Genomic DNA, 13033 nt, shown 5'->3' on the forward strand with positions numbered 1-13033 from the left:
CACAGAAAAAACTTAATTTTAAAAATCTATCATCCAATCTCTATTAATCTAAAATCTAACCCTTGAAATATTACATTATTGCAGGCGAGGCTTCCGGCGATTTGCACGCCTCCAACCTGATGAAGGCCATCAAACAAAAAGACCAGAACGCAGATTTCCGTTTTTGGGGTGGCGATTTGATGCAGAAGCAAGGCGGAACAATGGTCAAACATTACCGTGACCTTGCGTTTATGGGTTTTCTGGAAGTGGTTCAAAATCTGGGGACCATTCTCAATAATATCAAAATTTGCAAGAAAGATATTCAGGAATACAAACCCGATATGTTGATTTTGGTGGATTATCCAGGTTTCAATTTGAGGATTGCGAAGTTTGCGAAAGATTTGGGAATCAAAGTGGTTTATTATATTTCGCCACAACTTTGGGCTTGGAAGGAAGGTCGCGTGGAAACCATCCGGAAATATGTGGACGAAATGCTTGTCATTCTCCCATTCGAAAAGGATTTTTACAAGAAACACGACATCGAAACACATTTTGTAGGTCATCCGTTGCTAGATGCGATTGAAGGCTTGCAATCTGTTGATATTCAAAAATTTAAATCAGAAAATAACCTTAACGAAAAAGAAATCATCGCCCTTTTGCCTGGCTCGCGGAAGCAGGAAGTTACAAAAATGCTGGAATTGATGTTGTCTGTAAGAAGTCATTTCGCTGATTATCAGTTCGTCATAGCTGGTGCGCCGAGCTTGGAGAAAGATTTCTACGAGCAGTTTGTAGATGCTGATGTTCATTTCGTTTCCAACAAAACTTACGATTTGTTGAGATGTTCCAAAGGCGCTTTGGTAACGTCCGGAACCGCAACCTTGGAGACGGCTTTGCTAAATATTCCAGAAGTCGTTTGCTACAGAGGAAGCCGAATTTCCTACGAAATTGGAAAACGGCTCATCAAAAATATCAAATACATTTCGCTCGTCAATTTGATTATGGACAAAGAAGTGGTCACGGAATTGATTCAAAATGAATTGAATACGACTAACTTGGTCAAAGAACTCAATAAAATCCTCAAGACAGAAAAACGCGAACAAGTGTTGAATGACTACGAGATTTTACGTTCAAAATTAGGCGGAAGTGGCGCGAGCAATAACGCATCGGAAATCATCGTAAACTTGAAATAATGGATAAAATCGAAATACAACTTCAAAAGATAGAATCACTTTTGTCCAAAATTGATGTGACAAATGAGAAGGTTTCCAAAGCTTCGGTTGGTTGGCACCTCGAACATTTGTTGTTGATTCTAAACAGCAGTCTGAAAGGTTTGACGATGACGAATCCGAAAGATTACAATCCGAAATTTAGTTTGAAGAAATTTGTTTTCCTCAATTTTGGCTTGATTCCGAGAGGAAAGATACAAGCGCCTAAACAATTTATTCCATTAGAAGTTCCGACTCAGGAAAGTATTTTGAAACTGATGAATCTAGCAAAAGAAAGATTGAAAGCTGTGGAGAACCTTCCTGAAAAATCATTTATCACACATCCTTTTTTAGGCGATTTTGATAAGAAAACAACCTTGAGATTTTTGTGGCTTCACAGCAATCACCATTTGAAAATTGTGGATGATATTTTGAAATAGAGTCTTTTTGTTTTAAAATTTTTCGCAAATTTCCGAGACAATCAGATTTTTATAAATTTAATTTGTAGATTTATAAAAACACAAATCAAAGATGAACAAACAACCTTTGCTCATTTTAGTAATCTGTCTCATACTTGGAATTCTCTTTCAGGAGTATTTGATTTTGAGTAAATTAACTGTTTTTAGTTTGTTGGTTTTCTCCAGTGTTTTATTAATTTCAATCCTCATCAAATCTTCATTTTTCCAGAAAGCAAAACACTACTTCTTAGGTTTTTTCTTTTTTTCGATTGGAATTTTTATCCATTTTCAAAATTCTCACAAGCTAGCAATTCCAACTTTAAAAGAAAAAGAAAACATTGTTTTCCAACTCAGCAAGAAGCTGAATTCCAATGAAAAAAACAGACGTTATTTTGTTGAAATCTTAGCAATTCCTTCAAATGAAATAAAAGATTTCTCTCCAATCAAAACAGTTCTCAGCATTCCAAAAGAACAGGAACAGTTGGATTTTGAGCATTTTTATAATGCCGAAGTTTACATTCATCAGCCGGAAAAAATCAACAATGATTTTCAGTTTGATTACAGAAAATATCTCGCAAGACAAGACGTTTATCTGCAAGCTTATTTGCCAAATGACATTCTGAAAACTGCAAAAACCGAAGTTTCTTTTTCTGATAATATTCGGCAAAAGCGTCTTGAGATTCTCAACAAAATCAATCAAACGCCACTTTCTCCAAAGATTCAGGAATTTTTGAAAGGCATTATTTTGTCGGACAGAACCGAGATGGACAAAGAAACGGTTAACGATTTCAATCAAACTGGCTTGGTGCATTTGTTGGCGATTTCTGGGTCGCATATGGTGATTATTTTTTGGATGACGCTGTTTGTTTTGAATCAAATTATTCCAGTCAAGTTTCGGAAGCTTTCAATTATTCTAAGTCTAGCTTTGATTTGGGCTTTTGCTATTTTTATTGATTACGGAAGCTCTGTGATGCGGAGTTGTTTGATGATTTCGTGTTATTATGTGATGGTTTTGTTGCAACGGAAGTCGGATTTGTTGCATTCTCTGGCGTTGTCGGCGTTCATTCTTTTGATAGTAGATTCCAATCAGTTTTTTGATGTCGGGTTTCAATTGAGTTATGTCGCGGTTTTGGGAATTTGGTGGTTATCTGAACCGATTAAAAAACTATTTCGGAAACCAAGATATTGGCTGGAAGATTTCATTTACAGCATCACAGCGATGACTTTTTCTGCGCAGATTGCGACTTTGCCATTGGCCATTTATTATTTTCATCAATTTTCGTTGGTGTCCATTTTTGCGAATTTGCTCATCATTCCACTTTCCGAAATTATCATTATTTCATCATTATTAATGGTAATTGCCATCGCTTTTGGAATGAAATATCTCTTAATGTTTCAGATTTTCGATGCGTTTATCCTTTATGTTTTGAAAGCCATTCACTGGTTTTCCAGCTTTGAATCGTTGATGAATAAAGATATTCCGTTAAATATTTTGGAAGTCGGTGCTTTACTTTTGGGAATTTATTTCTTGAAATTCTTAATCAAAGACTTCTTTAATTTGAAACATTTGCTTCGATTCAGTTTTTGTCTTCTGTTGTTTTTCGGATTGAGAATCGGTTTTAATTATTATAATTTTGATAAAGAAGAAGTTCTTGTTCACCATTTTTATAAAGAAAAAATCATCAGCATTAAAAAGAAAAGTCAAATTGTTTTCTGGCTTAAGGAAAATAAAAATGAAGAGAAAATTAAAGATTTTGTCATCAATCCTTATTTGGTTTCCAGACGCATTTCCGATTACGATATCAAATACTATCCTGAAGATTCTGAAGCTTTTGTGTTTGAAGGTAATAAATTTGAGTTAAAATAGTTTTAATATTATAAAGACTTTAACCAATTCTTATATTTAATGAAAGACAAAATTTTATTAATATCGTCAGTTTTATTGTTCACTATCGCGATGGCAATAGGTTTTCATCCAGGTGACTCGTCCAAACTTTTACTTTTTATTTTATTATTAATTTTTATTTGTGGATTAAGCATCTCTTTTATGGTCTTTGCATTGTCGAAAGAGAATTCTAAATCTGCCTTTTCGGAAAGCTTAAAATATTCTTTTGGGTTAAGTTCATTAGTTTTGATTATTGGATATCTTGTTTTTTTTCTTTACCCAATAATTTTTGATTGATGAAAATCATATATAAAATATTAGCATCGGTCTTGCTGTTTTCATCAGTTTTTATGACATTTATGATGGGAGGTATTCTTACAAGTGAAGGTAGAAATGTATTTTCACCTTACATTGATACGCAGTTTGCACCACAATATTCTCCGGAAAAGTTTGAATTGATAAAAGTGGGTCAATCTATAAAAGATGTTGAAGCCATCGTTGGAAAACCATTGCGAAAAACTATGGATTCTACAGTGCAGGAAACTCAATATTGGTACACGATGGACAGTAAATTACACTTTAACAAAAAAAGTGGGGATTTTGCTTGGTATGTGTCTATAGTATATTTTGATTCTGAGGGATATGTTAAAAATATAGTTAAACAATGGGCTTATGATTAAGCTTATGTATTTTGACTAATGAAACAAGAACCCTTTCAGAATTTCAAACTCTGAAAGGGTTAAATTGAAATATCATTAATTTCTTATCTCACTACTGGCGCTACTTTCTCACCAAATAGTTCTATCGATTTCATCATCACATCGTGTGCAGGATCGCCCACATCCATATGTCCGATGAATCTCGTCAAGCCAAATAATTCTTTCATTTCCGCTATCTTATCGGCTACTTCATTTGGACTTCCGATGAAGAGTGCGCCATCTTTGCTTCGTCCGCCTTCGTATTGGTCTTTGGTGTATGGCGCCCATCCACGGCTTCTGCCGATTCTGTCCATCTGAGATTTGTAATTGAAAAAATATTGGTCGATATCCTTTTGGTCGTCACTCACAAAAGAGTGAGAATGGATGGCGATCTGCATTTTGCTTTCGTCGTGTCCCGCTTTCAGATATTCTTGTTTGTAAAAATCAATCAAGTTTTTGAATTGTCTTGGCATTCCGCCGATGATGGCAACAATTAATGGTAGACCAAGTTTCGCGGCTCTCAAAACAGATTCCGGCGTTCCGCCAACTGCAATCCAGATTGGCAATTTGCCTCCGTTGTAAGCTCTTGGATAAACAGCTTGATTTTCCATCGGCGCACGAAGTTTTCCAGCCCAGCTCACATTTTCTTCACTATTGATTTTCAATAATAAGTCCAATTTCTCTTCAAAAAGCTGATTGTAATCTGATAAATCATAACCAAACAAAGGGAAAGATTCGATGAAGCTTCCTCTTCCAACGAAAATCTCAGCACGCCCTCTGGAAATCAAATCGATGGTGGAAAAGTTCTGATAAACTTTCACAGGTTCCGATGAACTCAAAACCGTTACGCCGCTTGCCAATTTGATGTTTTTCGTGATACTTGCCGCAGATGCCAACAAGATTTCTGGAGACGATACCGCATAATCTTCTCTGTGATGTTCGCCCATTGCGAAAACATCAAGTCCAACCTCATCCATCAGTTTTACCTGATCTAAGATTTCGTTTAATTTTACGCTTGCGTCTCTATATTTTCCGGTTTTTGTGTCCAAAGAAACATCTCCGAACATTCCTATTCCTAATTCCATAATAGTCTCATTTTTTGATAGAACAAATTTACAGCTTCAAGATTTGGCTGGCATTGATGTAGGGTAATTACCATTCTGAACTAATTGTCTTTTTGTTTTAACTTTAAAAACTGCTTTTCAAAAAGATGATAGGATAGGAAAGATAGGATAAGTGTGGAACCAAAGGACAAAAGTGTAATTGCTATCCAATTTAAATCAAGATTTGATCCAATTTTAATAAAAAAATTGATACAGATTGTATGGAAAAGATACAAACCATAGGTGTACTTTCCCAGTTTTGCCAGAATGCTGTCATCAGAGATTTTGAAAACATTTTTTTCTCCCAGCGTAAAGAGAATTAAAATAGAAAAAAGTACCCCAAAGAAGATAGAACTGTATTTCTCATCAGGCATTACAGGAATATTAGTACAAACGACAATAGCTACGACTACGAAAACAGCATAAAAATATTTGGAGACGCTTGGGATGCTCTCAATTTTAGATAAGAAGTCTTTTTTGAAAACAAATAGATAAGCCGGAATCGCCCCGAAAGCAAAATAATGGATATTCGAAAGGATATCGCTCGTCGGGATATTGTAGTTCTTATAAATAACTGTGGACACAAATGCCAAAACAATACTTGCAATAATCAATTTGGGTATGTTTTTCAAGGATATGAAGTAAAATATCAATCCCCAGATAATGTAAAAATGTTCTTCAATGCACAAAGACCACATAACAATTAATGGGGAAACATTTGGAAATTCATTTTTGTACATCATCACGTAGTTCTCCAGAAAGGTCAGCGTGAAAAACCAGTTGGGCTGATAGCCTTCATTTGAATAGCCAATATTCAGTAAATTAAGAATGTAAGGCGTACAAAATGCAAACAAAACCATTGCATAGTACAAAGGCCAAATTCTCAGGATTCTGCGCCAGAAAAATTTTTTAAGTGGAACTTTGTTATCATTATTAAGTTTTTCCAGAATCAAAATGTAAGTGATCAAAAATCCGCTGAGAACAAAGAAAAACGATACACCTACGCCTCCTGACTTAGTGAAGTAATGCAAAAAATGACTATTGGGAATTGGAGAATGATGCAGAAAAACCAACAGGAAGGACAGGAATCTCAGTGAATCAAACGTATGAAAATGTACTCTTTTTATTTTTAAAATGCTCATCTTGCTTTGTCCTGTAATAATGTTGGGCTGTACGAAAATACTATTTATATGTAATAATTAAATAACTGATTTTCATAATAAGTTGAATTTGCAAAATTTGAATCATATTAATGACAAAAAGCCCCAGAAAGATCTGAGGCTAAAAAAAGAAAATTTAAAGATAAAAAGGATTATTTTACGATCACTCTCTTCACGTCGCCACCTGAGGTCTTCACCAGATAAACGCCTGTAGAAAGTTTTGAAGTGTCAATTGTTAAAGCATTGTTTTCTTTGTCTAATAATTTTCCGGACATATCATACAATTCGTAACCTTGAGCTCTGTTAAAATACAAAGCATTTCCCTTATTCACAGGATTAGGGAAGATGTTGAAGGTCGATTTCTCAGATTTTACATCGCCAGTTGCTAAACTTGGAGAAACAACCACTTCGTACATAGACAAAGTACCGCTGATCTCATTGGCAACAATCACGTAGCCTTTTCCTGTCGTGGAGTTTTCGGGAGCAATGTAGGTGATGCCTTCCGGACCATTGTCGCCACCGTAGGCCGTTGTCATTCTGGAATGCTTGTAGTCTGTGAATGTCACATTGCTAGGATCTGTCACATTGTAAACCATAACGCCACCTGTTCTTTCTAAAGTTACGAATGCGAAAGTCTGTCCATTAATTGTTCCAAGCGTTACGCCTTCTGGTTCTGGGCCTTTTGCACGACTACGATTTTTAGCACCATTGGCCTCATTATCTGCATTGAAGATCAAAGGATGATTGGCTGCAATGTGTCTTTCGAACTGGTCGCCGCTGTCGTAAACAATCTCTTTTGAATCTGCATTGAAAATCGAGAATGATCTGGCACCCAAAGCATTGATCTGTTCAAATTCATTATCACCGTCTGTATTTCCGTTCATATTTGTCACCCGGAATCTGCCTAGATTGTGTGTTGCCTTTAGAATAGAAGCATTAGGGAAAATAGTTGGGTCTAATGTATAGCCGTTTGCGCCAACCGTCGTTCTCTCGCTGAAACCGCTAAGATCTTTCTCGTCACCTTCATTGGCTGTCACAATGTAATTGGTATTTCCAACTTTAAGGTAAGCCATTGCATCAGGATTGTAGTAAGCTTTTACAGGCCAGTTGGCGATTAGGATTTCCCCGTTGTTATCCGAAGCGTCGAAGCCGTTTCCTGGGAGACTCATATCTTTTTGTCCCAATCCCCAGATATTCCCCAAGGTTTTTGTTGCTAAATTGACCTCAATCACGGCATTGTTTTCCTGACAAGAGACCCAGGCTTTCTGGCTATCTGCGCTGATGGCAATATATTCTGGTTCCAAATCCTGCGCTAGAGTGCTGGTAGATTTTACTTTTCTTCCGCCAGTGGCTGCCAACGCTGCTTCCTGACCATTGAAAACCTGCAAAGAAAGTGTCGTCACATTCGACTGAAGAAGATTTGGAATTCCTCCCGTGATATCGATAATGCTGATAGAACCTTCCGGATCCACGGTGTACACATCATTTGGTTCGCCTTCGTTGGCAGTCATCACTTTCGTACCGTCCGGCGTGAAGGTCACCATATCTGGCAGAACACCAACATTGACTTGCTTAATAAAATTACCATCGATATCAAAGAAAACGACAGAGCCATTGTCCTGAGCGTTGGTCGCATTAGGTGAAGCTACAGCGATGATTCCATTTTTCACAGCCACACTTGTGATGCCACCATAAGGAAGCATATTCACAGTTTTGATGACGCTTGGACTGGTTGGATTACTGAAATCAATAATATCAAAAACATCTGTCAAAGAACTGATCGTGAACAATCTTTGCGTTGCAGGATCGTGAACCACAATTTCTGTAGAACTATTATTATTTCCAGAAGGATCAAAGAAGCCCAGATAATTGAGTTCAATTTGTTTTGATGCAACCGGAGCTTGTTTGTCATTGTCAACGATATAAATGGTAGAAAAAGCGTCGCCGGAAATAGTTGCGCCAATCGGATTTTCAAGTCCTAAAACAAAGTATTCCGCGTGTTGCTCTTCCAAAGTATCATCAATGATTGGAATGTCTATAGTAATGCTCGTCGTAGAAGGTGTAATATTAATTGTTTGATTGGATAAAGTGAAATCACTGCTGTCTGCTGTACTGAATGGCGCAGGTTTCACCCCCAAATTTACAGTCGCTGCTGAAGGATTGGTGACATTAATCTTGAATGCTAACGTTCCCGCATTCTCATTGACCTTAATGAAATTCTTATCCAAAGAAATGTTTGTTCCCGCGGTGGTGAAAGTAGATGAGGTGCTCGTTGTAATCGCATTGTCACTTGTGTCCTCAACTACATTTGGTTTTAAAGCTAAATAATAAGTTTGATTTGGAACCAAACCGCTGGTCGGAATGACTGTAATTTTGTTGTCAGCAAAAGTTGTGGTGAAAGGCACTGCATTTCCTGTAGCGTTATTCAATCTTAATTCAACCAAATTCTGAGCATTGGCATCAGTGATTGCGGAATTGTCAATTAGTCTAACATTTTCATTAAAGGTAATACTTGGATTTACAGTTGTGGAAGCATTGTTGACATTATTTGCCGGAGCGTAAGTCGCAGTCGGTGCGGTTGTATCGAGACCTCCAATTGGATCTGCATCTACTGTGAAATTATCAAATCTATTGTTTCCAACATTTCCGCCTGCGCCTGTGGAGAATTCAACCTTAAGTTTAAAATTCGGATTGTTGGCAACACCTGAGATTGTGGAAAGATCAAAGGTGATCAGTTGTGGATTGGCTTCTTGGGAAATGACGGTCTGGTACTGCGTGAAGGTGGTCCCATCCAAAGAATAGGACCAGGCTTGTGTTCCTGCCCCAGATCCTGAACGTCTTGTCGTGAATTTTACAACGACATTATTGTAACCTGTGGTTGGCAAATTGAATTGCACATTCCCATTGATGGGGTAATTATATCTCAAATGCGTTCCGGAAGGGTCTCCGTTTCTAGCATTCAGGTTTTCTACGTTGAAGTTTTGTCCGGTTCCTCCCGCAAAATCGATGAAAGTATCTGTGTTCCCTGTTCCTGTAGAGATGGCAGAGATAGAACCATTTAATAATGAGACAGTAGGAGTAGTGATGCTCGCAACGGAAGCATTGTTGTTGAAGTTCCAATAGTGAACCAAAGTTTGTCCCGAAGCAAGGCCGTGAAACATTGCAGCAATCGGCAAAAGACCTCTGAAAAGGTATTTGTTTTTCATGTTTACTTTTATTTTAGATTGGCGTAAAGATGAAATAAAATCCTGTCCAGATACTTTAAATGAATCTTAATTAATGTTTAAGAAAGCTTGTGTTGATGGTTGTTTTACCGTTGCTTTTAAGTGAAAGTTAATCAAGAGTTATCATTAAGATAATTGAGATTGAGCCAAAAGTTCCGCATCTTGCAAGTCCTTATTTTTTTTCTGCCACATTGGTGTAGATACTGTGAACCAAACCGTCTGCTACAGAGATTTTCGGAACATAGATGTGTTTGATGTCTGCCCACGTCATCACATTGTTGAAGATGGTCAAGGCCGGAACGATAACGTCTGCGCGGTCTTCCCGGATTTGATATTGCTGCATTCTTTCGTCGACGGTAAGCTTTTCCATTTCTTTCAAATATTTCTTGATGACAGAAACAGGCATTGGTTTGCCGTCTTTCGTTTTGCTCATCGAGAAGATTTTGTTGATATTCCCGCCAGATCCAATGGCAACGACTGTTTTTTTGCTTTTGATCTTATCTTTGATCTCATCTTTCATCTCGTCCCAAATTGTTGGCGTTACCAATCCATTCAATAAACGGATTGTTCCAATATTGAAAGAATGCTCGTATTGCATCTCGTTGTTTTCGTAGAAAGTCAGTTCTGTAGATCCGCCGCCAACATCCACATAAAGATAGGCAAAATCTTTGTCCAGGCCTTCTGCAACGTGATTTTCATAGATGAGCGTTGCTTCTTCGTCGCCCGTGATGATCTCGATGTTAATGTCAGATTGTTCTTTTACAATGTCGATGATTTCCTGTCCGTTTTTCGCATCTCGCATCGCACTTGTAGCGCAGGCTCTGTAATGCTCGACTTTGTAGATCTCCATCAATTCACGGAAAATGGTCATTGTTTTGATCACCATTTGTTTTCTTTCTGTGCCAATTTCGCCTTTGCTGAAAACATCAAAACCCAGTCTGAGCGGGATTCTCAGAAGATTCAGTTTTGTGAATTCTGCTTTGCCGTTGGTCTCCTTTACTTCGTTGATGAGCAGTCGGGCGGCGTTACTTCCTATATCTATAGCGGCGATTATCATTTCTTGAGCTTAATTAAAAGATTAAATTTAAACTAAATATTTAGTATTTCTGATTTTTGAGATAATTATAAGTCTCGATCTGTGATCTTTTCTCGACGGCATCGTTCGTTTCCACATATTCATTTCTCATATTTTTGTCGAGAAGTCTGGCTTTCACATTATCTTCCAGCTGAAGGTCCAAAAGGGTTTTCAGTTCTTTTTTCAGATTCTTTTGCAAAATGGGCGTTGCAGCTTCTATCCTGTAATCCAGGTTTCTCGTCATCCAGTCGGCGGAGGAGATGTACATATTCTCTGCACCTTTGTTGTAGAAGTACATCACTCTGGCGTGCTCCAGATATTCATCCACAATGCTGATCGCGTAGATTTTTTTCTTAAAGTCTTTCTGATTCACAGCACAATAGATTCCTCGAACGATCATTTTTGTCGTCACGCCTGCTTCTGCAGCTTCATACAGTTTTTTGATGAGCGTCCTGTCACTCAATGAATTCACTTTGATGATCATTTCGGCCTTTCTTCCGGCTTTGGCTTCCTCGATTTCTTTGTCAATGTGAGCTATGATCTTTTCTCGCATAAACTCCGGACAAACCATCAGGCTTTTGCAGCTTTTCAAAGTGATGGTCGGATCCACTTTTGGTTTGTTGAGGGCAGAGAAGATTTTATTGATGTCTGCCATTATTGCTCTGTTGGATGTCATCACCAGATGGTCGCCATAGATTTTGGCCGTTTTCTCATTGAAGTTTCCTGTGCTGACAAATCCGTATTGAATGGTTTTATTATGAACTCTCTTTTTGATGACACAAAGCTTGGCGTGCACCTTTCTGTTGGGAATGCCGAGAAGCACTTTTACGCCTTCCATTTCCAGTTTGTCTTTCCACATCAGGTTGGATTCTTCATCAAATCTCGCTCTTAATTCCAGCATTACGGTCACTTCTTTTCCGTTTCTGACGGCATTAATTAGAGCATTCACAATTTTGGAACTTGATGCCAATCGGTACGCCGTGATCTGAATGGATTTTACATCCGGATCCATCGCCGCTTCTCTTAATAGATCGATCACGGAATCATAAGAATGATAAGGGAAGGTCAGCAACACATCTTTTTTAATGATAACATCTGTCACCCTTTGTTTATTGGCAAATTCCGGATGGATGAAAGAAGTTCTCTCAACAGGCTTGTGATAAGCTTTGAAGACATCTGGAAAATCCATAAAATGTCGGAAGTTGTGTATCTTTTGTCCAGGAATGATGCTGTCTTTTTTGGTAAGATTCAGTTTTTTGATAAGGAATTCCAACAAAGCTTTATCAATTTCCTTATCGAAGACAAAACGCGTCGGTTTTCCTTTACGTCTGCTTTTGATTCCTTTTTCAATCTTGTCCGCTAGTGTTGTCTTGATGTCATTATCAAGGTCGAACTCTGCATCTTTTGTCACTTTGAAGCAATGCGCCGTAAAATCGTCATATCCAAAGTAGGAGAAGATGTGCGGTAGATTATAGATGATGACATCTTCCAAAAGCATCACATCTTTTTGTTCCGGATTCTCGGTCGGAAGCAGGACAAATCTTCCGTTGGCTGTCACTGGCAATTCGATAATGGCGTACTGACTTTCGTACTGCCATTCTTTCCTGCGCATCGCAATGCCGATGAATAGACTCTTCTCACGAAGATAAGGCATTGGTTTGTTGTCGTGAAGCAGAACGGGGATGACATTACTTTCCACTTCCTCATCAAAATATTTGACCACGAATTCTTTCTGAGCAGCAGTCAGATGCTTGTGGTCCTTGATGAAAACCTTTTCCTTCGCCATTTCGCGCTGAACATCCTTCCAGGTTTTGTCGAAATCCTCCTGTTGGTGGATGACAAGCTTGTTTATCTTTTGCAGAATTTTAGATGGCGCGTCATAAAAAGATTCACTGATGACCTTTTGTTTGAAGTCCATCGCACGCTTTAGTCCAGCAACTCTCACTCGGAAAAACTCGTCCAGATTGTTGGAAAATATTCCTAAAAATCGGATTCTCAAATGGATAGGAACACTTTTGTCCATAGCTTCCTGAAGAACTCTGGCATTGAAGCCGAGCCAGGTGACGTCGCGTGGATTAAATTCTTGTGGCATTATTGGGTTTTTGATTATCTCAAAAGTAGTAAAATTCATTGTATTAATTTGGGTTTGAAAACTACAATCTTCTTTCGTGTCGGTATGTTTCGGAACTGTAAACTAATTTTTAAATCAATCGGGAAGAAGGTTTTATTGAGGATTAGATAATTTA

At 37.9% G+C, this 13033-nt stretch carries 9 protein-coding genes; 4 read left to right on the plus strand and 5 right to left on the minus strand.

What is annotated here, in order from left to right; translation table 11 throughout:
* Window positions 1-62: 62 nt before the first annotated feature.
* The 4 genes from lpxB to PQ459_04915 all read left to right on the plus strand — a co-directional run bounded on the left by lpxB (window position 63) and on the right by PQ459_04915 (window position 4207).
* Window positions 63-1169, plus strand: a complete 1107-nt coding sequence (lpxB, locus tag PQ459_04900; GenBank protein ID WDF47818.1) for a lipid-A-disaccharide synthase — start codon at window positions 63-65, stop codon at window positions 1167-1169.
* Window positions 1169-1624 carry a DUF1569 domain-containing protein gene (locus PQ459_04905; GenBank protein ID WDF47819.1) on the plus strand — a complete coding sequence of 152 codons (456 nt, stop codon included), beginning with the start codon at window positions 1169-1171 and terminating at the stop codon, window positions 1622-1624. The genes lpxB and PQ459_04905 overlap by 1 nt, the downstream gene beginning before the upstream one ends.
* Before the next feature lie 91 nt (window positions 1625-1715).
* A complete protein-coding gene (locus tag PQ459_04910) occupies window positions 1716-3509 on the plus strand; it encodes a ComEC/Rec2 family competence protein (protein ID WDF47820.1) in 1794 nt (597 codons plus the stop codon).
* A gap of 314 nt (window positions 3510-3823) precedes the next feature.
* Complete coding sequence (locus tag PQ459_04915) at window positions 3824-4207, plus strand: hypothetical protein (protein ID WDF47821.1); 384 nt, start codon at window positions 3824-3826, stop codon at window positions 4205-4207.
* An 83-nt stretch (window positions 4208-4290) separates the two neighbouring features.
* Here PQ459_04915 and PQ459_04920 read toward each other — a convergent pair whose 3' ends face one another.
* The 5 genes from PQ459_04920 to ppk1 all read right to left on the minus strand — a co-directional run bounded on the left by PQ459_04920 (window position 4291) and on the right by ppk1 (window position 12879).
* Window positions 4291-5310, minus strand: coding sequence for an LLM class flavin-dependent oxidoreductase (locus tag PQ459_04920; protein WDF47822.1), 1020 nt, complete (start codon window positions 5308-5310; stop codon window positions 4291-4293).
* Between the two features lie 80 nt (window positions 5311-5390).
* Window positions 5391-6470 carry an acyltransferase gene (locus tag PQ459_04925; protein WDF47823.1) on the minus strand — a complete coding sequence of 360 codons (1080 nt, stop codon included), beginning with the start codon at window positions 6468-6470 and terminating at the stop codon, window positions 5391-5393.
* A 170-nt stretch (window positions 6471-6640) separates the two neighbouring features.
* A complete protein-coding gene (locus PQ459_04930) occupies window positions 6641-9694 on the minus strand; it encodes a choice-of-anchor I family protein (GenBank protein ID WDF47824.1) in 3054 nt (1017 codons plus the stop codon).
* A gap of 190 nt (window positions 9695-9884) precedes the next feature.
* Window positions 9885-10769 carry an exopolyphosphatase gene (locus tag PQ459_04935; GenBank protein WDF47825.1) on the minus strand — a complete coding sequence of 295 codons (885 nt, stop codon included), beginning with the start codon at window positions 10767-10769 and terminating at the stop codon, window positions 9885-9887.
* Between the two features lie 40 nt (window positions 10770-10809).
* Window positions 10810-12879 carry a polyphosphate kinase 1 gene (ppk1, locus tag PQ459_04940; protein ID WDF47826.1) on the minus strand — a complete coding sequence of 690 codons (2070 nt, stop codon included), beginning with the start codon at window positions 12877-12879 and terminating at the stop codon, window positions 10810-10812.
* Window positions 12880-13033: the final 154 nt, after the last annotated feature.

It is taken from the genome of Chryseobacterium sp. KACC 21268 (genome assembly GCA_028736075.1).
In the GTDB taxonomy this organism is placed as follows: domain Bacteria; phylum Bacteroidota; class Bacteroidia; order Flavobacteriales; family Weeksellaceae; genus Epilithonimonas.

Coding starts and splice junctions, on each gene's coding strand:
- PQ459_04935 (WDF47825.1), bottom strand. CDS start 10,769: ATGATAATCGCCGCTATAGATATAGGAAGTAACGCCGCCCGACTGCTC.
- ppk1 (WDF47826.1), bottom strand. CDS start 12,879: ATGCCACAAGAATTTAATCCACGCGACGTCACCTGGCTCGGCTTCAAT.
- PQ459_04920 (WDF47822.1), bottom strand. CDS start 5,310: ATGGAATTAGGAATAGGAATGTTCGGAGATGTTTCTTTGGACACAAAA.
- PQ459_04905 (WDF47819.1), top strand. CDS start 1,169: ATGGATAAAATCGAAATACAACTTCAAAAGATAGAATCACTTTTGTCC.
- PQ459_04910 (WDF47820.1), top strand. CDS start 1,716: ATGAACAAACAACCTTTGCTCATTTTAGTAATCTGTCTCATACTTGGA.
- PQ459_04915 (WDF47821.1), top strand. CDS start 3,824: ATGAAAATCATATATAAAATATTAGCATCGGTCTTGCTGTTTTCATCA.
- PQ459_04930 (WDF47824.1), bottom strand. CDS start 9,694: ATGAAAAACAAATACCTTTTCAGAGGTCTTTTGCCGATTGCTGCAATG.
- PQ459_04925 (WDF47823.1), bottom strand. CDS start 6,470: ATGAGCATTTTAAAAATAAAAAGAGTACATTTTCATACGTTTGATTCA.